Raw genomic sequence first — 26023 nt, 5'->3', positions numbered from 1 at the left:
CTCCAGCTGTGTAGCATAACCCTGGTTTTCTCTCTTGTACAGCCGAAAGGGGTGCATTTTGATTGTTGCTCAAAAAACAGGGTTGGCAGTGATCGCCAACCCTGTATTCCAAAGCGTCGCTTCAATTAATATTTGCCGTACAAGGGGCCGAAGGTTGCGCAGGCGCGGAAGTCTGCTCCCTCCTTGTCCATGCCGAGCATCGACCAGGCGCTGGGGCGGAATATCTGGTCCTCGCTCACGTTGTGCATGCATACGGGAATGCGCAGCATCGAGCAGAGGGTGATCAGATCGGCTCCGAAGTGGCCGTAGCTGAGTGCGCCATGGTTGGCTCCCCAGTTCGCCATCACCGAATACACGTCCTTGAACGGACCTTCCTTGCCATCCGTCCTGGGTACGAACCAGGTGGTCGGCCAGGTTTGGTCGGTTCGCTTGTTGATGGTGTCGAACACATGCTCGGGAACATCGCAAGTCCAGCCTTCAGCAAGTTGCAGAACCGGGCCGACTCCCTTTACCAGATTGACACGAACCATGGTAAGGGGCATGCCGCCTTCGCTGAGGAAGGTGGAGCTGAAACCACCACCGCGGAAGTAGCCGCAGTTGGCAACACTGAAACGGGTATTTTCGAGGGTCTTTTTTACATCCTCCTCGGTGATGTCCCAGTAGTGCTTCATCTCGCTTTCGCCCTTCTGGTTCTTCATCTGTCCTGCAGCGTCCAAGGTGGTGGCCCCGCTGTTGATGAGGTGGATGAATCCATCCTTGGCCAAGCCTTCGGGCTTCCAGCCGGTCACCCGCTCTACGGCTTCGGGGCTCCAGTAGGTGCGCACATCACTGAAGATTGCCGCACGGTTGGTCAACAGCTTGCAGAAAAGCATGCTGATGCCGTTGAGGTGGTCGTTCTCGGTGGCCATGATGTACGGCTCGCGAATTCCGTTCCAGTCGAAGCTGGTGGTGAGCATGGTTTCCATGAAGTCGCCGTTCGGCCAGTGGTCGGTCCACTGTCGCTGGCCTTGGAAGCCTGCAAGCAGGGCGTTGTGGCCGAGAGCCTCTTCCTTGAATCCCAGCTTCTCGAGCTTCTTGTTGCCGATCATGAGGTCGCGACCGATCATGGTCATTTTGGTGCAGTACTCCCAATCCTTCTTCAGCTGCTCTTCGCTTCTGCGGAATTCAGGGGTATTGACGGTGTCCTCAGCCTGGATGCAGTTTTCACGAACCCATGCAATGGCTCTCGCATACTCTTCAGGATCATAAATCTCTTCGGCGATGCGTCTTTCAATTTCGCACATGTCGATGGCTTCGGTTCTCATTCCCAAGTAGTTCTGCAGCAGGTCGTGGTCGACGATGGAACCGGCGATGCCCATTGCCATGCCGCCGATGGACAAGTAGCTCTTGCCTCTCATGGTTGCCACTGCGAGCGCTGCACGGGCGAAGCGCAAAATTTTCTCCGAGACATCATCGGGGATCGATGTATCGCTGTTGTCCTGTACATTGCGACCGTAGATGCCGAAGGCGGGAAGGCCTTTCTGGGTATGGGCTGCAAGGACTGCAGCAAGGTATACGGCGCCAGGGCGCTCGGTGCCGTTGAAACCCCAGACAGCCTTGATCGTCATCGGGTCGATGTCGAACGTCTCGGTTCCATAGCACCAGCAGGGGGTGACGGTCAAGGTTATTGCAACTCCCTCCTTGGCAAACTTCTCCGCGCAATCGGCACTTTCCCGAACGCGGCCGATGGTGCTGTCGGCGATGACGCATTCGACGGGTTCTCCGGTTCCGTGGAATACGTTGTCGCTGATCAGCTTTGCAGCCGCCTTCGCCATGTTCATGGTCTGAACCTCAAGCGATTCGCGGACTCCTCTCTGTCTTCCGTCGATAACCGGTCTGATTCCGATTTTTGGAAGTGCGGAAGCGTACCGTCTTTCAGGTCCCACATTTTTCATTCCAGATATATTTGCCATATTGTCCCCCTTGGTATATGATAGGAATGTAATCGTTTACATCATGTGTAGTATCGCACACGATTGTGGCAATTGCAATCCAAATTGTACAGGAGCACCCAATGCTGAAAACTATTCCTTCCATCCTGAGCCCCGAGCTTTTGAAAATCCTCATGGAGATGGGCCATGGTGATGAGCTGGTCATCGGGGACGGCAATTTCCCGGCGGCTTCGATGAATTCCCGTGTTGTGCGGCTCGACGGTCATGGCGTTGAGGAGATTCTCAAGGCCATTCTTCAACTTTTTCCCTTGGACAGCTATGCCCCAAATGCATTTCTGATGGAAAAAGTCGCAGGTGACGCCGTGGAGACCCCGATCTGGGCTTCCTATGAAGCGATAGCCAAAGAAGGCGATCCTGGCTTCAAAGGCTTTGGGCACTTGGAGCGCTTTGCCTTCTATGAACGCAGCCGCAAGGCCTATGCGGTCGTGGCTACCGGTGAGTCGGCGCTGTACGCCAACATCATCCTCAAGAAAGGGGTGGTAGTCTGATCAGGGTCTTGGGGAGGTCCACAGCTGTTTGTACTGCCTCGGGCTCATCTGCATGTGGTTCCTGAACTGCCTGGCAAAGTAATTGGCATCGGAAAAGCCTGTTTTTTCACTGATGCGCTCAATGCTGAGGTTGGTGGTGAGCAGCAGTGTGGAAGCAAACGCGATGCGCCGGTGGATGTGAAAGTCTACCGGCGACCATCCGGTGGAGAGCTTGAATTGTCGGTTGAGCGTGCTTGCGCTCATGTTTGAATGGGCGACCAACTCCTCCAGTGAAAGACTTCTGTCGATGTTCTGTTCCATGAATGCGATGACCTGCTCCAAACGCTGGTCGGGCTGGAACACCCCTCCCTTGCGGGAGGTGTGGAAACGGCTGACCAGGATGAGCAGCTGCAACAGCTTTGAGTAGGCCATCGCAGAAGCACCGTTTCCGTAATCCTGCTTTTCAGACTCTTCTTTTATTGCACTGACAAGGGCGATGATTTCTGCCAGTTGGTGGCAGTTCATTCTTACCAGGGGAATTTCTCCGCTATTCTGGAGAAAGACTTCCTGGAAACCCGAGACCTCGCTGAGGTCGCTGAAGTGTCCACTCATGGCTTTGCGCCCGATCAGCACATTGTAGAGCACCAGATTGTTGATGTCCGCATAGCCATGGGCGGTTCCGGGCTTGATGAAGAACACCATGCCTTCCTGCAAATGGCGGCTGTCGTTGGCCAAAAGATGGGTGCCTTTGCCTGAAACCACTACGACAAGCTCATAGAAATCGTGACTGTGCAAGGAGAAAGGGATTTCCGGATCCCTTAGCAGCACCTTGATGGGCAGGCGGTTTTCCCGGAAGAACATGGATTCAGACAGGGTGAAACTCGACATGATAAAATCGTGCTAGAAATTGACTATTCTGTCAAGGTAAATCTTGAGAAAAATGTCACACTATACCTAGGTAGTGTACTGCGCTTGAGGAGGCCTGTCATGTCAGAGTATGAAGTAGCCAAAACCGTATACGCCGAGTATGGCGTGAATACTGATGAAGTATTGGATCAACTTGCCAAGATTCCCATCTCGATTCACTGCTGGCAGGGTGACGATGTAGGGGGCTTTGAGAAGCCTGACGCCGAGCTGGGCGGCGGAGGCATTCAAGCTACCGGAAAATATCCCGGCAAGGCGAAAACCATCGAACAGCTGCGTTCCGACTTGGAGAAGGTACTCTCCCTCGTACCGGGAACCCACCGCGTGAACCTGCATGCGAGCTATGGTGAATTCGGTTCGACCTTCATCGACCGGGATCAGATTGAGGAAGCCCATTTCCAGGGCTGGGTCGAGTGGGGCAGGAAGGTGGGGGTCGCCTTCGACTTCAATGGCACCTTCTTCAGCCATCCGATGGCCGACGACGGGTACACCCTTGCCAGCAAGGATGAGCGAATCCGCCGGTTCTGGATCGAACATGCAAAGCGTTGCAGAAGAATCGCCGCTTGGATCGGGGAGCAGATGGGATCTCCCTGCATTCTTGACACCTGGGTGCCCGACGGGGCGAAGAATCTTACCGTGGACAAGTTCGGGTACCGCTCGATTCTCAAGGAGAGCCTGGATGAGATTTTCCAGACCGAGTATCCGGCAGAGTATATGCGTGATGCCTTGGAGACCAAGCTTTTCGGCATCGGCAGTGAAGCTTTCGTGGTTGGATCGCACGAGTTCTACATGAACTATGCCGCCCGCAACAACAAGATGCTCTGCATCGACATGGGCCACTTCCATACCGAAGAGGATATTTCGGACAAGCTCTCCTCCATCCTGCTTTTCGATGACGAGGTGCTGCTGCATGTAAGCAGGCCGATGCATTGGGACAGCGACCACGTCGTGTTGTTCAATGACAAGGTGAAAATGGTCGCCGAGGAGCTGGTTCGCAGCGGCAAGCTCGAAACAGCACACATCGGCCTGGACTTTTTCGATGCTTCGATCAATCGCATCGGTGCATGGGTCACCGGCGTCCGAGCAATGCGCAAGGCCCTGCTCTTCGCCCTGCTTCAGCCGATCGACCAGCTGATCGAGTATGAGGAATCGGGCAACGGCTATGCTACCATGGCTCTGCTGGAGCTGCAGAATGTACTGCCTTTCGGAGCGGTTTGGAATGAGTTTTGCACCCGTTTCAATGCACCGCTGGAGAGCAAGCTGATCGGCATCATCAGCGACTACGAAGAGAGTGTGCTGAAGGAGCGCGCATGAGCCTTGCAACATTGATCGAACATTCGCGCCGGTATGGGTCGGATGCTTCGTTTGTCCTGCTCGGAGGCGGGAACACCTCCTATAAGGAGGGCGGCATCCTGTATGTAAAGGCAAGCGGCCACGCCTTGGGAACCATCGGTGAAGAGGGCTTTGTACGCATGGACCTCGCCAAGATGGAAGGCATCTGGAACAAGCAGTACAGTCAGGACGACGATACGCGGGAGGATGAAGTCCTCAGAGACATGATGGCCTGCCGGCTGGAAGGGGAGAGCGCACGCCCGTCGGTCGAGGCTCTGCTGCATGCCTTGCTGCCGTTTACCTACGTGGTGCATCTGCATCCAGCCATTGTCAATGGCTTGACGTGCGCCCAAGAGGGCAGGCAGACAGTGGCCAGGCTTTTTCCCGACGCTCTTTGGATCGATCTGGTGAAGCCCGGTTTCATTCTTGCCCAGACTGTACGACAGCGGATGACCGTCCATACAAAGCAGACAGGGGCGGTGTGCTCCCTGATTTTCTTGCAGAACCATGGCATCTTTGTCGGTGGTGCAAGTCTTGAGGAGATTTCCCTGCAGTATGAGCAGGTGATGAAACGCATCGAATCGGCTCTTATAAGGAAGCCTGATTTCACTGCTCTCAAAGCCGACGAGGCCAAGGTTGAGGCAGTCAGGTCGGTTTTGCAGCGCTATACCGACGAGGAGGTTCTCTTTGCCATGAACAAGGAGTATGCGCGCTTGCTTGTTGATGAGATTTCTTTTGCCGCAGTTGCATCCTCCTTCACCCCCGACCATATCGTCTATGCAGGCTTCAAGCCGCTGTGGGTCGGAAAGGACGAAGATGTAGCGAAGGCTTTCGAAGAATTCGAGGCGCAGCACTCAGGGCGGGCGAAGATTGTCTGCGTGCAGGATCTGGGAGTTTTCTCCCTTGGCCCGAAGCCGATGCCCCTCTTCAGGGACAGCGTAGCGATCAGCGTCTATACCGAGAGCTTCGGCGGGCCGCTTTTCATGGATGAGCCGATGATCGACTTCATTCGCAACTGGGAAGTCGAGAAGTATCGTTCCAAGGTATCTGCACCATAAATGAAGCTGAGCACCTTCAATGCGCTGAGTGACAAGGCGATGCCCGTCATCACACCAATCGGGGTGGTGGTGGGCTTGGCCTTGGGCTCCCGTATCGCCGCTTACAAGGGGTGGGGGACCTTTTTCTTTGCATGCATTACGTTCATCGGTGCCCTGCAGATCAGTTTCTCCCAGGTGGCGAAGGCTCTCAGGCGTGGACGGACAATCGGCATGGTGCTTGTGTGTGCGCATGTGCTTCTTCCCCTGATAGTCAAGGCTCTTGCCTCCCTGGCGTTTCCCTCTTCACCTTCCTATGTCACCGGCTTCATCCTGCTCTCCTCGATTCCTATAGCGGTCACCTCGTTCTTGTGGACGACCATCCATGCAGGCGACGGAGCCCTGGCTTTGGCGTTGATCCTGCTCGATACCCTGCTCTCACCGCTCTTGACCCCGCTTACGATCCGCCTGTTGGCCGACTCGTCGGTACAGCTGGATTTCCAAGGCATAATCATCTCTCTCTTGTACATGATAGTCATCCCTTCTCTTCTGGGCATGCTGGTCAAGCAAGCGGCTTCAGAGGCCTGCACCAATGCCCGCCCATACCTCAGTCCGGTCACGAAGGTGTGCATGATGCTGGTCATCGTCCTGCATGTTGCATCGCTGTCGGGAACACTCACCTTTTCAGCAGTCTATGTGCCTCTCATTCTGATGAACCTGGTGGTCATCGCCTTGGGTTTTGTGCTGATTTACTCACTTGGCAGGTATGTGCTGCATGAGGACCGCGCTTCTGTAGTCTCCATGACGTTCACCGGTGGGATGCGCAACATCAGTGCCGCCCTGGTTCTGGCCACCAGCTATTTCAGAGCGGAAACCGCCCTGCCGGTGGTAATCGGCATCCTGTTGCAGCAAACTTTTGTCGGCTTTCTGGGAGCCCGGCTCTTTAGCCGTGATACAGGGTGATGCTTCAATACTCCTTCGTTTGCCGACCTTGCCTTTTCGTATCACTTTCGTTTTGATTCCGTGAGAAAGCGCCGACAATCCAACCGCATGATAAAATAGTGCTAAAAAATGACTATTCAGTTATTGCGGATTTCAAAAAAGCTGTCACACTTATACATAAGGATATAGCATTATGCTATACACATTGTGCTGTTTGCCTTGGCATGCCCAGGTTCAAATAGATTCCGGCTCTGTCGGAATGATTTCGTAAAAGGAGAGTTTGTATGAAGAAAGCGTTGTTGTTTGTACTCATTGCCAGCTTGGTCGTCACTGGTCTTTTCGCCCAGGGAACCAAGGAACAGGCAGTAAAGTCAGAGAAGGAAATTGTCATACTCGTAAAGAGCATGGGCAATGGTTTCTTTGACGCAGTGTTCAAGGGCAGCCAGGAAGCGGCAGCCGAAATTGGTGGGATCAAGACCACCTACATGGGTCCTCCCCAGGCAACTGCTGAAGGCCAGATTGAAATCATCGAGACCCTCATTGCACAGAGAGTCGATGGGATTGCCATCAGCGCGAACGATGCCGATGCTTTGATTCCCGTCACCAAGAAGGCCATGGCAGCCGGCATCAAGGTCATCAGCTTTGACTCCGGCATCAACGTAGGCGGACGCATCGTCGACCTGCTTCCGAGCAATGCCGAGCTCATCGGCCGTCAGCAGATTCAGCTTGCAGCCGAACTTACCGGCTACAAGGGTGATGTTGCTGTTCTTTCCGCTTCCGCCCAGGCTACCAACCAGAATCTCTGGATCAACTGGATGAAGGAAGAGATCAAGGATGCAAAGTATGCCAACATGAAGCTCGTGGAAGTTGTCTATGGTGACGACGCCCCGGACAAGAGCTATCGTGAAGCTGTCTCCTTGATGCAGAAGTACCCCAACCTGAAGGCGATCATTTGCCCGACCACTGTTGGTTTGCTTGCTACTGCACAGGCTGTCAAGGATGCCGGTAAAGCCGGTATCGTGGAAGTCACCGGTCTTGGCCTGCCTTCGGAAATGAAGGGTTACATCCTCGACGGCACCTGCCGCCAGATGGCTCTGTGGAATCCGATCGACCTCGGCTATACTTCCACCTACATTTTGAACGGCCTCATTGACGGAACCGTCAAGGGCAGCGTCGGCGAGGCCATTCCCGCCGGCCGCATGGATTCCATGAAAGTTGAGAAAGATGGAATCATCTACATGGGTTATCCGTACGTATTCAACAAGGACAACATCGAGCAGTTCGCAGCAATTTTCTAGATCATTGTATTCGGCTCCTGCCTCCATCGGTGGGAGCCGTCTGTTTTTGCTTGTATAAGGAGGAACAATGCCAGACGCATTGTTGGAAGTTACCAACCTAACCAAGATATTTCCCGGCATCCGGGCCCTGGACAATGTCAAGCTGACACTGCGCTCGGGCGAAGTGCATGCCCTGATCGGGGAAAACGGGGCTGGAAAGTCAACCTTGGTGAAAATCCTGACTGGTGTGTACATCCCCACCCATGGGAGCATCGTACTTGAAGGCAAGGAGATTTCCTTCAAGAATGCCATCGAGGCCCAACAGGCCGGCATTGTTGCCATCCATCAGGAAGCCTCGATGTTTCCCGAGCTCAGTGTCACTGAAAATATTTTCATGGGGCACCATCTGCGTAATCCCAAGACCAAGAAGCTTGACTGGAAGGCAATGACCGAACAGACCAAGGCACTGCTGAGACGCATGCAGCTGGATATCGACCCCGACACCTTGGTCAAGAACCTCAGCGTTGCCAAGCGGCACATGGTTGAGATCACCAAGGCGCTCTCCCTCGATGCCAAGCTGGTCATCATGGACGAGCCGACCAGCGCCCTTACCGGACGGGAGGTCGAAGACTTGTTCAGGATTGTCCGCTCCCTCAAGGAGAGCGGCAAAGCCATTTTGTTCATCTCTCATAAGTTTGATGAGATTTTTACCATCTGTGATTATTTCACCGTCTATCGTGACGGACAGTATATAGGGGAAGGGAAGGTTGCTGAGAGCACCGAGGACCAAATCATCAATATGATGATCGGCCGCTCGATCGATCAGCTCTATCCCGAACATACCCCTGCCCTGGGCAAGGAGATTCTCAAGGTAGAGAAGCTGAGCCAGCTCGGTGCATTCAAGCACATCTCCTTTACGCTCCACGAGGGTGAGATCCTGGGGCTGTTTGGCTTGGTGGGTGCCGGCCGCAGCGAGGTTGTCCGTACCATATTCGGCATCGACAAGGCCAGTGAAGGCACCATGTATCTCGAAGGCAAGGCCTTTATGCCCAAGGGTGCCAAAGAAAGCATGCGCAAGGGCATCGCCTTGGTTCCCGAGGACCGTCAGAAGCAGGGTCTGGTGCTGAAAATGAGTCTGACCCACAATATCTCCCTGCCGGTGCTCAAGCTGCTGTCATTCAAAGGCATCATCACCCGCTCCAAGGAGGAGAGGGCCTATGTATTGGAACATGGGAACCAGATGGAGATCAAGTCGGCCGGCTACCATGTCGATGCAGAGACCCTCTCGGGGGGGAACCAGCAGAAGGTCGTTCTGGCCAAGTGGATCGGGACAAAACCCAAGATTCTCATTCTCGATGAACCGACGAAAGGAATCGATGTCGCCACCAAGGCCGCCGTCCATCAGTTCATCTGCGACATGGCCGCCCAAGGTGTGGCTGTCATTCTTATTTCCAGTGAACTGCCGGAGGTCATGGGAATGAGCGACCGGATTCTGGTCATGCATGAAGGCTATCAGACTGCCATGCTTGATGCTCGCAAGTGCACAGCCGAGACGGTCATGCGCTACGCCATTGCTACTGTTTCCCAGGAGGCCGCCCATGCCTGAACGTGCTCCATCATCACTGCTGAAAAAGGCGCTTGAGCGCAGGGAGTTGACCCTGATGCTCTTGCTGATGGTCCTTTTGGTTCCTATAACCATCCGCTCGCCCCAGTTCCTTTCAGGTGAGAACATCAACAGGATTCTCAACGACATGGCCATTCTCTCGATTGTTGCCATCGGTGAGTTTTTGGTCATTCTCTCAAACGGTATCGACCTTTCAGTCGGTTCCATCATCGCTTTCACCGGCATGGCCTGTGGAATGATCAACGAATCCTATGCATCGGTACCCCCTTTCGTTCTTTTGCTGGTAGGCATGGGTATCGGGCTGTTGATGGGCCTGTTCAATGGTGTATTGGTGGCGTATGGAAAAATCCCTCCCATCATCACCACCCTCGGGACGGTGAACATCTATCGCGGTCTTACCTTCGTGCTCAGCAAGGGCACCTGGGTAACCGCCCATGAGATGTCTCCTGCGTACATCGGATTTCCCCGTACGACATTCCTAGGCATCTCATACCTTCTCTGGATTGCCTTTGTTGTCATAGCAGTCTTCTATTATTTCAGCCGTTTCACCCGGACCGGACGCGAAGTATACGCCATCGGGGGCAACCCCACTGCAGCAAAGTTCGTAGGAGTGAATGAGAACCGTGTCAGAGTCGTCGTGTTTTTGATCAGTGGAACGCTCTGCGGCCTTGCCGGTGCCTTGTGGACCGCCCGGTATGCCTCGGCGGTCAACGAGATGGCCACCGGCTTTGAGATGCAGGCGGTTGCCGCCTGTGTGCTGGGGGGTGTGACCTTCTCCGGTGGAGCCGGAGGGATCATCGGCGTGGTTTTGGGGACCCTCTTCTTGGGTGTGGTTACCAATGCACTGCCGGTCGTGTATTTGTCGGTTTTCTGGCAGACCTTCGTCCAAGGCTTGATCATTTTGGTCGCCCTGGCTCTGAATACCCTGTCCGACCAACGCAAGAGTGCAAAACTGCTGGCACAGAGGAGGGGGTAGGCTATGGCTGAGAAAAAGGATTATATAGCAAAAAGCCGGCTCATCAACGAAATGTCGATCAAAAGCCGGCTCATCGAGTTCTTTACCAAGTGGGAAGTGATATTGGTAATCATTTTCACCTTGATGTTTGTATTCTTCACGAATCGGACTCCCTATTTTCTGGATTGGTTCAATCTGATGAACGCGACCTTCCAGTTCAGTGAGAAGGCAATCATGGCCCTGCCGATGATTTTCATCATCATGTGCGGCGATATAGACATTTCAATCGCCTCGATCATAGCCCTGTGCGCCTATGCAGTCGGCAACGCAGCCCAGGGGGGGGCATCCATTCCTTCGCTGCTCTTGATTTCCCTCTTGGTGGGCACTCTTGCAGGCCTGTTCAATGGTTTGATGATAACCGGTCTGAATATGCCGGCTATCGCCGTCACCCTGGCAACCCAGTCCATCTACCGGGGTATCTCGATCGGACTGCTGGGCGACCAGGCCCGCACCAGTTTCCCCGAGGGCTTCGGCGTCTTCGGCCAGGAGTTCATTCCCAATACCATCATTCCCTATGAGTTCGTACTCTATCTTGCCCTGATGCTCCTTTTTGCCTTCATCCTGCATAAAACAACGTACGGCCGAAGGCTGTATGCCATCGGCAACAGCGCCGAGGCCGCCCGGTTCAGCGGGGTGAACGTCAAACTCACCAGGATCATCAACTTTACCATCACTGGATTCTTCTGCGGCCTGACAGCCATGCTGCTTGCAAGCCGCATTCTTTCGGTCCGTTCCAACATTGCAACCGGCTGGGATTTGGAGATCATCACCCTGGTGGTTCTCGGAGGAGTTTCGATCACCGGAGGAAAGGGCACTGTTTTCGGGGTGTTCATCGGGTCTTTGCTCGTCGGCTATCTGAAATTCGGCATGGGGCTGCTCAAGTTCAGCGGAACGCTGATGACCATCGTCATTGGAAGCCTGCTGATCATCGCAGTCCTGCTTCCCAGATTGCTGGACCTGTACAAGGCAAACCGAAAGCTCAGATTGCAGGCACAACACTAGGAGGATTTCATGCGCAAAGCATTTGTCATGCAGTTGAAGAAGGGATGTGAGGCTGAATACCAGAAGCGTCACAATGAGATTTGGCCTCAGTTGAAGGCTTTGCTCAGCGAAAGCGGAGTGTATGACTACACGATTTTCCTTGAACGCGAGACGGGAAAACTCTTTGCCTTCCAGCGCGTGCAAGGCAACACAGGCTCCCAGGGCTTGGGTGCAAATCCCATTGTCCAGAAGTGGTGGGCTTATATGTCCGACTTGATGGAGACAAACCCTGACAAATCGCCGGTCTCCATACCATTGGAAGAAGTCTTTCACATGGATTGAGCATTTTCCTTTCATTTCTGCTTGATTTATTCGTCAAAGCATAATAGAATCGAAAGCGTTACGAAAGTAAATTGAAAGCAGGAGCGAACTGGATGTTAGGCCTTTCCCCCCGTGAGGAACAAATTCTCCAGCTGCTGAAAAGTGGAGAGGAGTACCCGGTCACCCGCCTCAGCCAAGAGTTGGGTGTTTCTGCCGTTACCATCCGAGGAGATTTGAGGGACCTCGACGCCAAAGGTCTGGTCGTCCGCTCCCATGGAAGGGTGGTCGCCGCCTCCTCGCCGCAGGCCGCCTTCCGCGATGGTTCGAACAACACCCAGAAAGAGTTGATTGCCAAAACTGCAGCCACCTTGGTCAAGGACAACGACTGCATCATGATCACCAATGGTTCCACCTGCTCCTTGATCCCCCGCTACCTCTTCGGCAAGCGCAATGTCAAGGTGGTTACCAATTCAACCCTCCTGTTGCCGTATGCCAGGGCGAATGCCCAATTGCTCATCACCCTTGTCGGTGGTGAATACCGAAGCCAGGCAGAAGCCCTCGTGGGTCCGGCTGCCATCAGCCAAATAGAAGATTACCATGTAACGACCACCTTTTTCGGCACCGACGGGTTCACCATGGAGCACGGGCTTACCACCAGCTTGGTGGAGAATGCCCAGGTCGTGCAGCGTATGTGCGCCCAAGCCACCCGCAGGGTGCTCTGCGTCGATTCGTCGAAGGTGGGCAATCGGGGATTCGTACGGATCATGCCGGTAACAGAGATTGATACCATTGTCACAGACAGTGGATTTCCGACCGACCTCATCGTCCAGCTCGAAGAGCAGGGTGTCGAGGTTATTATCGCACAGTAGAGGAGAAGCATAGATGGCACAACAGGTTGTGATGCCCAAGCAGGGAAACTCGGTCGAGTCCTGCATCATCGTGGAATGGAAGGTGAAGCTGGGGGACAAGGTAGCCGTCGGAGATGTGCTGTGTTCAGCCGAGACCGATAAATCCACCATCGACGTTGAATCGACCGCCGAAGGTGTGGTGCTTGCCCGCTTGTTTGAGGAAGGTGCCGATGTGCCGGTCATGGTTCCCATCGCCGTTATCGGCGAAGCTGGAGAGAAGGTCGAGACGGTTGCAGCAGAAGAGCCGAAGCAACAAGAAGCGAAGGCGTCAGAGGTCTCTGCATCGGTAGTAGAGCAGGCCCCTGTTGTTGCAGCAAGCCAAGCCATAGGTGCGAGCCCTCGTGCCAGACAGTTGTCAGCCTCCTTGGGAATACCCCTCTCTGCCGTCCAGCCTACCGGCCCGAAGGGAAGGATCATCGAGCGTGATGTGCTTTCCGCCAAGGGCCAGCCCCTTTCACCGGTTGCCAGGAAGCAGGCCCTTGAGCAGGGCATCGAGGCTCCTGCAAGCGGAAGCGGCATCGGAGGAAGGGTGCTCGCAAGCGACCTGGCGGCAAAGCCTGTTGAGCCGGCTGTCACTGCTCCCGTGTCCGAAGAGGTCACTGAGATTGCGGTGAAGGGAGTTCGCAAGGTAACGGCAAGAAGAATGATGGAGTCGATGCATTCGACCTGCCAGCTCTCCTTGCATGCCTTCGCCGATGCCCGGGCGCTGAAGCGCCTCAGGGCGGGATTCAAGGCATCCAAGCCGGAACTCGGCTTGCAAGGGATCACCATCAACGACTTGGTGTTGTTTACCGTCTCCCGCACCCTTGTGCAGTTCCCTGCCTTCAACGCCCACTTTTTGGGTGACAAGATCCTACGCTTTGCTCATGTCCATCTTGGAGTGGCCACCGATACGGCCAAGGGCCTGTTGGTGCCGGTACTGCGCAACAGCGAACTTCTGAGTCTGAAACAACTCAGTGAAGGAACCAAGGCTCTTATCGGCAAGTGTAAAGCCGGTACCGCCCAGCCTGATGAACTGACAGGTTCGACGTTCACCGTCAGCAACGTCGGCTCCTTCGGCATCGAGGCGTTCACCCCGGTCCTGAATGTGCCCGAGGTTGCCATTTTGGGAGTTGGAACCATCGTCCTCAAGCCTATCGAGGATGAGGACGGCGATGTGGCCTTCGTTGAGCACATCGGCTTGTCGCTGACCATGGACCATCAAGCTGTCGATGGCGCCGATGCGGCACGCTTCCTCAAGGCCTTGATGGACAATATCGCCTCGATCGACCTCTTGTTGGCCTTGTAGGAGCATTGTATGGATAGCTTTGATTTGATTGTAGTGGGCAGCGGCCCCGGCGGATATGTCGCAGCAGAGCGGGCAGGGGCGCTGGAGAAAAAGGTTCTCCTCATTGAGAAGGAACATTTGGGGGGAGTATGCACCAACCGCGGCTGCATTCCCACCAAGAGCCTGCTCAACAGCGCCAAGCTCTATTCCCACGCCCAGGACGGCAAGCAGTTCGGAGTGCAGGCACAGGAAGTCTCCTTCAACCTCTTGGATGCCATGGCCTGGAAGGAAGAGACGATCAAGACGCTGAGGGGCGGCATTGAATTTCTGATGAAATCGAACAAGGTGCAGACTGTATTCGGCGAAGCGCAGTTTCTCGATGCCCATCACGTACAGGTAGGCGATACCGTCTATGAGGGTTCGTACCTGATCATTGCAACCGGAAGTTCGCCCTTTGTTCCTCCCATCCCCGGCTCCACACTGGGCCATGTATTGACCAGCGACGGGATTCTCGAGATCAAGGAGATCCCGTCTTCGCTGGTGGTGATCGGCGGCGGAGTGATCGGCATCGAATTCGCCTCCTTCTTCTCCATGATCGGGACCAAGGTCACCGTCATCGAGATGATGAGTGAAATCCTTCCGATGATGGACGGCGAGTTCGCCAAGCTGATGCGCCGCGAGCTCAAGGAAGTGGACTTCCACCTTGGCTGCAAGGTCGAGGAGATTACACCCGATTCCGTACTTTACACCGATGCAAAGGGAGAGAAGAAATCCATTGCAGCCTCCATGGTCCTGATGAGTGTGGGTCGCAGGCCCAACATCCAGGGCCTCGAGAAGCTGGGGCTGGACATCGGCAGGCAGGGCGTGGTGGTCAATGACCGGATGCAGACAAACCTCGCCACGGTCTACGCCATCGGCGATGTCAACGGCCGTTCGCTGTTGGCTCACAGCGCTTCACGCATGGCTGAGGTGGCCGTCTCCAATATCTTCGGTTCAAAGACGATGCGCATGCGCTATCAGGCAATACCGTGGGCTGTCTACGGCAACCCTGAGTCCGCCGGATGCGGCATTACCGAAGCCGAAGCTGCGAAGCTCGGCATCCCCATAAGGAGCCGGACGGTGCAGATGCGTGCCAATGGCAGATTCTTGGCCGAACACGGCAAAAAAGGTGCAGGGTTGGTGAAGGTCATCTGCCACGCGCAGACCGGGGCCATCGTCGGAGTCCACCTGCTCGGACCCTACAGCAGTGAGATTATCTGGGGCGCTTCGGCACTTATTGAGGCTGAGCTGCGTGTCCAGGATGTCAAAGAGATCGTATTTCCCCATCCCAGTGTGTCCGAGTTGATCAAGGATGCTTGCTTTCAGCTCGACCATACCCTGTAGGGATGCAATGATAAGGAGTTATTATGTCCAAAACACTACCGTTTGATCCCGCAACGCTGAGGGAAAAACAAATCATCAAGACACCTTCCATTCCGGTAAACCAGTACCAGAGTGATTTCAAGAAGGAACTTAAGCTATATGGGAAGGACCGTTTGGTCCGTGCCTACTATGACATGCTCCTCATCCGCAAGTTTGAGACGATGCTCGACACCATCAAGAAGGAAGGGGTGTATCAGGGGATCAGCTATACCCACAAGGGTCCCGCCCACCTCTCTGCAGGACAGGAGAGTGCAGCGGTCGGCCAGGCTATGGTGCTGGAGCCCGAGGACCAGATTTTCGGTTCGCACCGCAGCCATGGCGAGATTCTGGCCAAGAGCATGTCCGCCATCTACAAGATGGAAGACAAGGACCTGCTTTCCATCATGGAAGGCTTCATGAACGGACAGACCTACCAGGTAATCGCCGATCACTTCCCCGGCAAGGACGTCCGCGACACCGCAGAGAACTTTGTGCTCTATGGCGCCTTGGCGGAGATCTATGCCAAGAAGACGGGCTTCAACGCAGGCTTGGGCGGCTCGATGCACACCTTCTTCAAGCCCTTCGGCAGCATGCCCAACAACGCCATCGTCGGTGGCTCCTGCACCATCGCCGTAGGTGCCGCCCTGTATAAGAAAATCAACCGCAAAAAGGGGATTGTCATCGCCAACATCGGCGACGGCTCGCTCGCCCGCGGTCCTGTCTACGAAGGCTTGGTTCTCTCCTCCATGGACCAGTACAAGACCTTGTGGGAGGAGAATCCCGGCTATCCCCCGTTCATGCTCAACTGCTTTGACAACCTCTACGCAATGGGTGGGCAGCCGATCGGGGAGACCATGGGCTACAAGGTGGCCGCACGGGTGGGGGCGGCCATCAACGAGTACTCCATGCACACCGAACGTGTCGATGGTTTCAACCCGCTGGCTGTAGCCGATGCTACGGCCCGCAAAAAGGAGCTGTTGCTCAAGGGGGAAGGTCCCGCCTTCCTGGATACGCTGACCTACCGCTACAGCGGCCACAGCCCCAGCGATGCAATGACCTACCGGACCAAGGAGGAGCTCGAGGCGTTCCGCAACCAGGACCCGATCGTGGCCTACGGCAATTACCTGATCGAAAACGGTGTAGTGCAACAAGCCGACCTTGATCGGATGGACACGCTCCTTGAAGAGAAGATGAGAATGACGCTGCAGATCACCGCCGATCCCAAGATCAGCCCGATGGTGGATGAAGCCTTTATTGAGTCGGTGATGTTCTCAAACGGCAGTGTCGAGAAGTTTGATGATGCAAAGCCGGTGCTGCTGCAGAGCCTTGAGGAGAATCCGAGGGTGCAGCAGATCGCCAAGCGAAACCGCTACGCGTATGACGAGAACGGAAAGGAGTATCCTGCCGCCCGCCAGTATCAGTATCGTGATGCGGTATTCGAAGCCATGGTCCATCGTTTCTCCATCGATCCGACCATGATCGCCTACGGCGAGGACCACCGTGACTGGGGAGGGGCGTTTGCATGCTACCGCGGCCTTACCGAACTGCTTCCTCCGTCGAGGTTCTTCAACTCCCCGATTGCCGAGTCGGCTATTGTCGGTAGCGGAGTCGGCTATGCAATGGCCGGCGGACGGGCCGTCGTTGAGTTGATGTACTGCGACTTCCTCGGCTGTGCAGGAGATGAGGTCTTCAACCAGATGCCCAAATGGCAGGCCATGAGTGCCGGCGTGCTGAAGATGCCGTTGGTGCTGCGCGTGTCGGTTGGCAACAAGTATGGTGCCCAGCACTCCCAGGAGTGGACAAGCATGGTCGCTTCCGTTCCCGGTTTGAAGGCAATGTATCCGGCAACCCCCTATGATGTGAAGGGCATGCTCAACTACGCACTGCGCGGAACCGACCCGGTGGTATTCTTTGAGAGCCAGAAGCTTTACGGAATCGGAGAGATGTTCGTCGCCGAAGGCGTTCCCGAGGGGTACTATGAGATTCCCGAAGGGGAGCCCGCCATCAGGCGCGAAGGGAAGGATGTCACCTTGGTGGCTCTTGGACCCGCCTTGTACACTGCCATTGCTGCGGCCGACAAGCTTGCCGAGCTTGGTCTTTCGGCCGAGGTCATCGACCTGAGGTGGATTAACCCGCTCAAGTACGAGATGCTCATCGAGTCGGTCAAGAAGACCGGTCGATGCGTCATGGTAACCGACAGCGCCGAGCGCGGCAGTTATCTGCACACGGTTGCCAGCAACCTTTCAAGGCTCGCTTTCGACTACCTCGACGCCCCGGTAGTAGTTGTAGGTTCAAAGAACTGGATCACCCCGCCTGCTGAGATGGAAGAGTACTATTTTGCCCAGCCTTCCAGCATCCTGGATGCCATCCACGAGCAGATTCTTCCGCTTCCCGGCTATACGCCCAAGCACAACTTCACCGACGGTGAGTTCTTTAGGACGAGCCGGAAGGGAGTATAAGGAAGAACCATGGATATACAGAAGCTTGAACGCGATATCAACAATCGTGATACCGCCGTCCGCATGGCTGCCACCGAGAAGCTCGGCTCTTTGATACGGCGCGGGGCTCTTGGCCGCACGGTCACCGAAGAGGTGAACAACCACGTGCATACCACCTACTCCTTCAGCCCCTATGAGCCGGCGGCGGCCGCATATGCGGCCTGGAAGGCCGGCCTGGGAATTGTGGGGAGCATCGACCACGACAGCATCGGTGCCGCCGCCGAGATGCTCGCTGCTGGAAGAACCCTAGGTATTGCGACAACCGTGGGTTTTGAACTGAGGGTTAGCTTTCTCGATACACCGCTTGCAAATCGGAAAATCAATAACCCCGACAGCGAGGGTATCGTCTATCTGTGCATCCATGGAGTTGCAAAACAACACCTTCCTGCCGTTGCTTCCTTCCTGAAGCCGCTGCAGGAAGTCCGCAACAAGCGCAACAAGGCACAGGTTGAGGCGCTCCAGGCCCTGGTGGGCCGCTACGGCTTCGACCTGGACTTCGAGCGCGATGTACTGCCTCTCTCCCGTTACAGCGAGGGAGGATCGGTAACCGAGCGGCACATTCTGTATGCCATGGCCGTCCAGAGCATACAGATGTTCGGCAAAGGGGAGAAGCTGGTCCGGTTTCTGACTTCCTCGCTTGGCCTCGGTCTTCCTTCCAAGCTGCAGTCGCTGCTGCTCGATGAGGGCAATCCCCACTATGCGTATGATCTGCTCGGAATCTACAAGAGCAACTTCCTTCCCCGTTTCTTCATCCAACCGGGCAGGGATGAGTGCATGGATGTACGCAAGGTGGTCGATTTTTCCAACAGCATCGGAGCCATTGCCGCCTATGCTTACCTTGGGGATATCGCCGAGAGCGTGACCGGCGACAAGAAGGCCGAGCAGTTTGAGGACTCCTTTCTTGTCGAGCTGATGGATTTGCTGGTGGATATCGGCTTTCCTGCCGTCACCTATATGCCGCCGCGCAATACGACGGAGCAGATGCTGCGCCTGCAGGCCCTTGCCAAAGAGCGGGGCTTGATGGAGATCAGCGGTGTGGACATCAACTCCAGCCGGCAGAGCATGAATTGCCCCGAGCTGCTTGAGCCCAATGCACGCCACCTGATCGACTCTGCCTGGGCTCTGGTCGCCCATGAGAAACTTTGCAGCGTCGATGCAAAGCTGGGGTTGTTTCATCCGGACAACCCCCTTGCCGGGAAAAGCCTGCAAACCAGGCTTGAGCACTACGCCCGGTTGGGACGGTCGATGGATTGTTCCAACCCCTACTCGATCATCGAGAAATTCCAGGAGAAGGCATGACGACGTTTACATCCAATCCGGCCAATGAAATTGCACCACTGCTCAGGGGATTGACCTTTGATGGTCAGAAAGGCCTGTTTGTGCACCAAACAACCGGCAGGCAGCCTTCGTTGCTTCTTCCTTCGCTGAAGGAAGGCTCTTCGGTTGAAGAGACTGCTTCTCTTTGGAAGCGCTTGCTTTCAGCCTATACAGAAGAACGCCGACTCTATCCCGCGGTTGTCGCCATCGAGGGCCTGGATCTGCAATACGGACTGGGCACCAACTATGACGAAGCCGCCCGTGCAGAGGGTGTGAGCGCCCTTCCCACCCTTGCACCTTCCCAAAGCCGCGCTGATGTGGTGCGGGACAAGATCGCCCTGGTGACCGGTGGTGCCCAAGGATTCGGCGAGGGCATGGTGCGCTCACTCGTAGAGATGGGAGCCTTTGTATATATCGCCGACATGAACGGAGAAGGGGCGAAGAAGCTCGCCGATGAGCTCAACTATGAAGCCTGCATCACGGTAGCCAAGCCGATTACGGTGAATGTGACCGATGAGGCATCGGTTGCACAGATGATGGACGAGGTAGCCAGGCAGACCGGAGGACTGGACCTGTTCATCTCCAATGCCGGGGTGCTTCGGGCAGGATCGGTCAAGTCGATGCCGCTGAAGGACTTTCAGTTCGTCACCAACGTAGATTATACAGGCTTTTTCATTTGCACCAAGTTTGCTTCACAGCAGATGGCTCTGCAGAACCTTCCTTCCAAAGCCTACTACACCGATATCATCGCCATCTCCAGCAAATCGGGCCTCCAAGGGTCGAACAAGAACGGAGCGTATGCAGGGGCGAAATTCGGCACCATCGGCCTGACACAGAGCTTTGCCCTGGAATTGGTCGAGGACAACATCAAGGTGAATGCCGTATGCCCGGGCAATTTCCTTGACGGTCCGCTTTGGTCGGACCCCGAGAAGGGCTTGTTTGTACAATACCTCAATGCCGGCAAGGTCCCCGGGGCCAAGACGGTTATGGATGTAAGACGGTTCTATGAATCGAAGGTCCCGATGAATCGCGGTTGCAGGACCGACGATGTCATGAAGGCGATCCTCTACATAGTCGAACAGACCTACGAGACAGGCCAGGCGGTCCCGGTGACCGGCGGCCAGGTCATGCTGAATTAGGAGACAGACATGAAAACACGTGCCATCCGACTCTATGGAGTCAATGATCTCAGGCTCGAAGAGTTCGAACTTCCTCCGATTGCAGAGGATGAGATACTTGCAAAAGTCATTACGAACAGTATCTGCATGAGCGACCACAAGGCCGCCGAGCAGGGACCCAACCATAAGAGAATTCCCAAGGATATTGATAAGAATCCAATCATGCTCGGCCATGAGTTCTGCGGCGAGATCGTAGAAGTAGGAAAAAAGTGGCAGGCCAAGTTCAAGGTTGGCTCCCGATTCTCCATCCAGCCGGCTCTCAATTACAAGGGGACCCTCGATGCCCCGGGCTACTCCTTCCGCTACATCGGAGGTGATGCAACCTATGTGATCATCCCTCAGCAGGTGATGGAGCTCGACTGCCTGCTTCCCTATGACGGGGATGCCTTCTTTTTGGGAAGCCTTGCCGAGCCGGTCAGTTGTGTCGTGGGCACCTTCCATGCAATGTATCACACCACCGGCGGCAGCTATGTCCACCAGATGGGGATCGTGGAAGGCGGCAACCTTGCCATCCTGGCCGGCGTCGGTCCCATGGGACTTTCGGCCATCGACTATGCCCTGCACAACACATACCGCAAGCCCGGACGTCTGGTGGTCACCGATATCGATGATGCCAGGCTCAAGCGGGCGGCAAGCCTGTACAGCGTCGAGGATGCCAAGGCCAATGGAGTTGAGCTGATCTATCTCAATACCAAGGAATACAGCGATCCGGTTGCCAAGTTGATGGAGCTTACCGATAAAAAGGGCTATGACGATGTGTTGGTGATGGCACCGGTAAGGGCCCTGGTCGAGCAGGCTGACGCCATCCTTGGCAAGGATGGATGCCTGAACTTCTTTGCAGGTCCGAACAAGACCGATTTCACAGCCAGCCTGAATTTTTACAATGTCCACTATGCCTCCACCCACATCGTGGGAACCAGCGGCGGCAATACCGATGATATGCGCGAATCGTTGATGCTGATGGAGAAGGGCTTGATCAATCCCTCGGCCATGGTCACCCATATCGGAGGCCTTTCTGCAGTACCCGAGGCGGTGATCAACCTGCCCAACATCCCCGGCGGCAAGAAAATGATGTACACCCATCTGGACTTCCCCTTGGTGGCGCTCTCAGAACTTGCCGAGCTTGGCAGGACCAACCCGGTCTTCGCCGAACTTGCCAAGTTGGTCGATAAGCACAACGGGCTGTGGTCGGCTGAGGCCGAGGCCTATCTGCTTGAGCATTACACCAAACGCATCAAGGAGTGAGGATGAACAAGCATATTGCCATCGACTTGGGAGCTTCAAATGGTCGGGTTCTGGTTGGGGACCTGAAAGAGTTTGAGGTGGTACACCGGTTTGAGACCCACAATGACCAGATTCTTGGGTCGTTCTATTGGAACCTCCAAAGTCTGTTCAGTGAGATCAAGACGGGGTTGAAGAAAGCCTTCGCACAGTACCCGAACCAGATCACCTCCATAGGCATCGACACCTGGGGCGTCGACTATGTCCTCACCGATGAGACCGGTGGTCTGGTTTCGTTGTGCTATCACTATCGTGACAGCCGCACCGACGGCATGATCGAGAAGGTTTCCTCCCGCCTCGGCGGCAGGATGCGCATCTACGAACGGACAGGCATCGCCTTCCAGCCGTTCAACACCTTGTATCAGCTTGCCGCCATGCAGCAGGACAGGCCTGATGCACTGAAAGCCGCCCGCCACTATCTGTCGGTGCCCGACCTGCTGGCGTATTGGTTATGCTCTGTCATGAAGAACGAACGGACCCATGCTTCGACGACCCAGCTCTATGATCCGAGGACCGGCGATTGGGCCTGGGACATCATCGATGACATGCAGTTCGACCGATCGCTGTTTGGCCGGATAGTGGACAGCGGCACCATTCTCGGTCCCTTGACCGAGGATGTAGCTCACGAAGTCGGTGCCTCCAAGGGCGTGGTGGTCATCGCCAGCGCCGCCCACGACACGGCAAGTGCGGTGGCTGCGGTTCCGGCTGCCAAGGGCGAGACACCGCTTTACATCTCCAGCGGGACGTGGTCGCTTCTGGGAGTGGAGCTTGCCGCCCCGCGTACCGACCGAACCGCCTTGGAAAGCGGCTTCACCAATGAGATTGCAGCCAGCGGGAATGTTCGGTTTTTGAAGAACATCATGGGTATGTGGATTCAGCAGGAGTGTGTCAGGCACTGGGAGCGTGAGGAAGGAAAGCCGATCAGCTGGAAGGACCTTGATGAGCAGACGTTGCTCTGCCAGGGCTACCAGGGGTATATCGACCCGGCGGACGGGCGCTTTCTCAAGCCGAACACCTACGACAACCTGATGATCGAACGGATCAATGGTTGGTGTGATGAACACAACCTGGCCCGTCCCTCATCAAAAGGCGAGTACATGGTGGCGATCTACCGCGGTCTTGCCCGTGCCTACCAGAAGGCGATCAAGGATTTGGAGGAGGTCATCAAGACCAAGTTCACCTCCTTGTACATCATCGGGGGAGGGTGCAAGAACGAGATTCTCGACCAGTGGACCGCTACGTTGACCGGCCTTACGGTGTACGCCGGGCCGGTGGAAGCCACCGCCTTGGGCAACTTGGTTGTCCAGGCATGGGCTACCGGAGAACTGTCCGACTTGCAGGAAGGTCGTGACAGGATTCGGTCGGAGCAGAAGGTGAAGGTCTTCCTTCCCTGAGTCCTCTTTTTGTACGTGTATGCCGGCTTCTTCAGGGGAGCCGGCTTATATCTGTACGTGGTCTTCGCGCAATGTGATAAGCGACTTCAATTCAGATGGCGATAGTTCGGTCACCCATGTCTCTCCCTTTGCCACCACATCTTCCACCAAGGCTGCCTTATCCTGAAGCATCTCATTGATTTTCTCCTCAAAGGTACCTTCGGTGATCAAACGGTGGACGGTCACCTGCTTGTCCTGTCCAATACGGAATGCACGGTCGGTTGCTTGGTTCTCCACTGCAGGATTCCACCACAAGTCGTAATGAATTACATGGCTTGCTGCCGTCAGGTTGAGCCCGGTGCCACCGGCACGGATGGAAAGGATCATCAGAACGGTATTCGGGTCGTTTTGGAATGAATCCACCATTGCTTTACGTTGTGCGAGAGAGGATCCTCCGTGGAGGAAAGGGCTTTCGATGTTCAATTCGGTCTTCAGGATTTCCTGAAGCAGAAAGCCCATCCGGGCATATTGGGTGAAAATCAATACCTTCTCCGAGCGACAGAGAATGGACCTGAGCAGACCTAGCAGGATTTGTGTCTTGCCTGAAGCTTCGCTTTCATGGCTGCTTTCTTCAACATACAGGGCTGGATGGCAGCAGACCTGCTTGAGTGCGGTCAACAGAGCGAATATCGCTCCCTTTTGGGCTATGCCGTCCTTCTGTTCGAGCCGTTGCTGGGTCTGTTCTACAATTTGTTGGTACAGGATTTTCTGCTCGAGTGTCAAATTGGCATAACAGTCGGTTACGAGTTTTTCCGGCAGGTCGTTGATGATTGATTTGTCGGTTTTCATCCGTCTAAGCATCAAGGGGGATGTGATGGCTCTGAAGGTCTGTAGTGCGGTGGTGTCATGGTATCGTTCAATCGGGATGGAAAACTGCTGTCTGAAGCTTGATTGGCTGCCGAGGTAGCCCTTCATAACCACATCAAGAATGCTGTAGAAATCATCCAGACGGTTTTCTACCGGCGTGCCCGTAAGCGCCAGGGACCAGTCGCTATTGATTGCGCTGACAGCTTGGGTTTGGCTTGTCTGGCGGTTTTTGATATTCTGAGCCTCATCCAGAACCAGGACTGAAAACCTGCGTTTGGAGAAGGTTTCTACATCCCTGCGCAGTGTTGCATACGTAGTGATGTGGATGAGTGCCTGTCCCGGCTCGCTGCGGCCCTCCCCATGATGGACATACGATGTCAGAATGGGGGCAAAGTGAGAGATTTCATGCAACCAGTTGGAGATGAGCGATGCGGGGACGATGATTAGGGCCGGTTTTTTCACAGTGATGATACCCGCTTGTGCCAAGTAGACAAGGAGACTTATCACCTGAATTGTTTTCCCAAGACCCATATCATCAGCCAGGATGGATCCCAATCCGAGACGATGGTTGTGCACCAACCACTGATACCCCCTCATCTGATAGGGTCTGAGCTCAGCATTGAGGCCTTGCGGGACTGTTGCATGCTCGACTTGGAGCAACGATGCGAACATGGTTCGGACAGACTCATCGGTGATGACAGGCTGCCCTGCATATTCTCCCGCCAGGTGGGCCTTGAGCAGGTCGATGGCCGAGAGGTTCGGCTGTTTTGCCATGGACTTGCTGATCCTGTTCATCTCCTTTTCATCAAGTTGGATATATTGGTCCCTGAAGCGGACATATCTTCGTCCTGCTTCCATCATCTGCTTGAGGGTTTCTGTGTCACAGCTCTCCTCGCCGGCACAAACCGTCCAAGAGAGATTGAGCAATTGTTTTAGGGAGAGCAGACTCTTCACTTGTTCAATCGATGAACTGCTTATACGAATCGAAAGAGTGGGAGTGAGTACTTTTTTCAATGTCTTGGGGATGACGAGTATCACTCCCAAGGTTTTAAGGACCGGGAGAACGGAAAACCAGGTTTGGAGAAAGGAATCTCCCTGCACGAGAGTGGAACCGGAACCTTGGAGTGCTTCATCTACTGCCGGTAGGTACGTTCCAAGCAGACTTATATCTCTGAGAAGCGCTGAAGGCTCCTCCGAAGAAGCCAGGAAAGAGCTTAACGACACGGGAAGGGCTCTCTCATGCTGTACTTGTATCTCGCACAAATACTGCTCATGATTCTGCTCGGTAAGGCATATCACCGGATGGTATGAGCCCGATCCAAGGAACAGTCTCCCCAACCAATTGCTGATGGCTGAAGGGTTGCCTCGTTGGGAAAATTTCATGGGTTGGTAGGGTGTGTTGGAGAAAAAGCTTGCATGTTCTGCGCTATAGGATGTGTCTGCTTCCGGCAGCAACAATCGCATGTAGGTTGTTGCAAAGAGCGAGACCAACTGCAGTATCTGTTCTGTTCTTGCAAGTGCGGTTTTTTCTAGGAAAATCATGGGCTGCCCACCCAGCACTTTCGCTATGCTGTCCGTAATCGAGCGAATCTCAGGATTGAAAATCGTTGGTATCCATCGGATGCAATACGTGTCGGCTTTGATGGACAAAATCTGGGGAACGAGGGCTCGTTTCTCCAAGAGGGCAAGGGTGAAGTTGTGGGTAAGCAACAGCACCTGCAACGCCGGGGGAAATTGCTCCACCGTGCTCAAGGGCAGTGATTGCAGATACGTAAGCAGGCCATCCATATCTTCGATACTGAAACATAGTTTGTTCCGGCCTTCCGAAAGGCATCCGCTGTACTGATGCTGCTTGTAGGTGATCGTGCAATGTGAATAGAGATACTGGGGAGGTTGTTCGGGGAAGGTGAGATTTGTAACGAAGGTTGTTGCAGCTTTTGCAATAGCTTTGATGAAACTCAAAAAATCATGGCGGAAATCGCGGTCGGGGCAGAACAGGGGATTGGGTGGCAGTGCTTGCTCGAA

Annotated in this window: 20 protein-coding genes; 17 read left to right on the top strand and 3 right to left on the bottom strand. The window is 54.9% G+C overall.

Going from position 1 to position 26023, the window contains the following annotated elements; translation table 11 throughout:
* Positions 1 to 125: 125 nt before the first annotated feature.
* Positions 126 to 1952, bottom strand: coding sequence for an L-fucose isomerase (locus B3K89_RS06330; RefSeq protein WP_293891749.1), 1827 nt, complete (start codon positions 1950 to 1952; stop codon positions 126 to 128).
* Between the two features lie 101 nt (positions 1953 to 2053).
* Between B3K89_RS06330 and fucU the strand changes: the two genes are divergently transcribed.
* The gene (gene fucU, locus B3K89_RS06325) at positions 2054 to 2479 is read left to right on the top strand and encodes an L-fucose mutarotase (protein ID WP_293891752.1); all 426 of its coding nucleotides are present in this window, start codon (positions 2054 to 2056) and stop codon (positions 2477 to 2479) included.
* On the opposite strand, the gene B3K89_RS06320 is transcribed toward fucU, so the two are convergent.
* A complete protein-coding gene (locus tag B3K89_RS06320; protein WP_293891755.1) occupies positions 2480 to 3346 on the bottom strand; it encodes an AraC family transcriptional regulator in 867 nt (288 codons plus the stop codon).
* Positions 3347 to 3445: 99 nt separating this feature from the next.
* On the opposite strand from B3K89_RS06320, the gene B3K89_RS06315 reads away from it, so the two are divergent.
* The 16 genes from B3K89_RS06315 (at position 3446) to B3K89_RS06240 (ending at position 23152) form a co-directional block, all read left to right on the top strand.
* Entirely contained in the window at positions 3446 to 4696 is a 1251-nt protein-coding gene (locus B3K89_RS06315; RefSeq protein WP_293891758.1) for an L-rhamnose isomerase, read from the top strand.
* Positions 4693 to 5772, top strand: coding sequence for a class II aldolase/adducin family protein (locus tag B3K89_RS06310; protein ID WP_345907196.1), 1080 nt, complete (start codon positions 4693 to 4695; stop codon positions 5770 to 5772). The genes B3K89_RS06315 and B3K89_RS06310 overlap by 4 nt, the downstream gene beginning before the upstream one ends.
* Positions 5773 to 6711 carry a bile acid:sodium symporter family protein gene (locus B3K89_RS06305; RefSeq protein WP_293891764.1) on the top strand — a complete coding sequence of 313 codons (939 nt, stop codon included), beginning with the start codon at positions 5773 to 5775 and terminating at the stop codon, positions 6709 to 6711.
* 263 nt (positions 6712 to 6974) lie between these two features.
* On the top strand, positions 6975 to 7988 hold the full coding sequence (gene rhaS / locus B3K89_RS06300; RefSeq protein ID WP_293891767.1) for a rhamnose ABC transporter substrate-binding protein: 1014 nt from the start codon (positions 6975 to 6977) through the stop codon (positions 7986 to 7988).
* A 67-nt stretch (positions 7989 to 8055) separates the two neighbouring features.
* Positions 8056 to 9573, top strand: coding sequence for a sugar ABC transporter ATP-binding protein (locus tag B3K89_RS06295; protein ID WP_293891770.1), 1518 nt, complete (start codon positions 8056 to 8058; stop codon positions 9571 to 9573).
* Positions 9566 to 10567, top strand: a complete 1002-nt coding sequence (locus B3K89_RS06290) for an ABC transporter permease (protein WP_293891773.1) — start codon at positions 9566 to 9568, stop codon at positions 10565 to 10567. Before B3K89_RS06295 ends, B3K89_RS06290 begins: the two co-directional genes overlap by 8 nt.
* A gap of 3 nt (positions 10568 to 10570) precedes the next feature.
* Positions 10571 to 11608 carry an ABC transporter permease gene (locus tag B3K89_RS06285; RefSeq protein ID WP_293891776.1) on the top strand — a complete coding sequence of 346 codons (1038 nt, stop codon included), beginning with the start codon at positions 10571 to 10573 and terminating at the stop codon, positions 11606 to 11608.
* A gap of 9 nt (positions 11609 to 11617) precedes the next feature.
* Positions 11618 to 11929 carry an L-rhamnose mutarotase gene (rhaM, locus tag B3K89_RS06280; protein WP_293891779.1) on the top strand — a complete coding sequence of 104 codons (312 nt, stop codon included), beginning with the start codon at positions 11618 to 11620 and terminating at the stop codon, positions 11927 to 11929.
* Positions 11930 to 12021: 92 nt separating this feature from the next.
* The gene (locus tag B3K89_RS06275) at positions 12022 to 12777 is read left to right on the top strand and encodes a DeoR/GlpR family DNA-binding transcription regulator (RefSeq protein ID WP_293891782.1); all 756 of its coding nucleotides are present in this window, start codon (positions 12022 to 12024) and stop codon (positions 12775 to 12777) included.
* Positions 12778 to 12790: 13 nt separating this feature from the next.
* Entirely contained in the window at positions 12791 to 14104 is a 1314-nt protein-coding gene (locus tag B3K89_RS06270; RefSeq protein ID WP_293891785.1) for a dihydrolipoamide acetyltransferase family protein, read from the top strand.
* Between the two features lie 9 nt (positions 14105 to 14113).
* Positions 14114 to 15466 (top strand): dihydrolipoyl dehydrogenase, encoded by a 1353-nt coding sequence (gene lpdA, locus B3K89_RS06265; RefSeq protein WP_345907195.1) that lies wholly within the window; start codon positions 14114 to 14116, stop codon positions 15464 to 15466.
* A 23-nt stretch (positions 15467 to 15489) separates the two neighbouring features.
* On the top strand, positions 15490 to 17943 hold the full coding sequence (locus B3K89_RS06260) for an alpha-ketoacid dehydrogenase subunit alpha/beta (RefSeq protein WP_293891791.1): 2454 nt from the start codon (positions 15490 to 15492) through the stop codon (positions 17941 to 17943).
* Between the two features lie 9 nt (positions 17944 to 17952).
* Entirely contained in the window at positions 17953 to 19281 is a 1329-nt protein-coding gene (locus tag B3K89_RS06255) for a PHP domain-containing protein (RefSeq protein WP_293891794.1), read from the top strand.
* On the top strand, positions 19278 to 20438 hold the full coding sequence (locus tag B3K89_RS06250; RefSeq protein ID WP_293891797.1) for an SDR family NAD(P)-dependent oxidoreductase: 1161 nt from the start codon (positions 19278 to 19280) through the stop codon (positions 20436 to 20438). Before B3K89_RS06255 ends, B3K89_RS06250 begins: the two co-directional genes overlap by 4 nt.
* Before the next feature lie 9 nt (positions 20439 to 20447).
* On the top strand, positions 20448 to 21722 hold the full coding sequence (locus B3K89_RS06245) for a zinc-binding dehydrogenase (protein WP_293891800.1): 1275 nt from the start codon (positions 20448 to 20450) through the stop codon (positions 21720 to 21722).
* A 2-nt stretch (positions 21723 to 21724) separates the two neighbouring features.
* The gene (locus tag B3K89_RS06240; protein WP_293891803.1) at positions 21725 to 23152 is read left to right on the top strand and encodes a rhamnulokinase; all 1428 of its coding nucleotides are present in this window, start codon (positions 21725 to 21727) and stop codon (positions 23150 to 23152) included.
* Positions 23153 to 23197: 45 nt separating this feature from the next.
* Here the strand turns inward: B3K89_RS06240 and B3K89_RS06235 are convergent.
* A partial coding sequence (locus tag B3K89_RS06235) for a DEAD/DEAH box helicase (RefSeq protein WP_345907194.1) occupies positions 23198 to 26023 on the bottom strand: 2826 nt, incomplete at its 5' end.

It is taken from the genome of Sphaerochaeta sp. UBA5849 (genome assembly GCA_002432715.1).
Lineage (GTDB): Bacteria > Spirochaetota > Spirochaetia > Sphaerochaetales > Sphaerochaetaceae > Sphaerochaeta.
The sequence above is the reverse complement of the archived record's forward strand: the minus strand, read 5'-3'. Positions and strand labels throughout refer to the sequence as shown.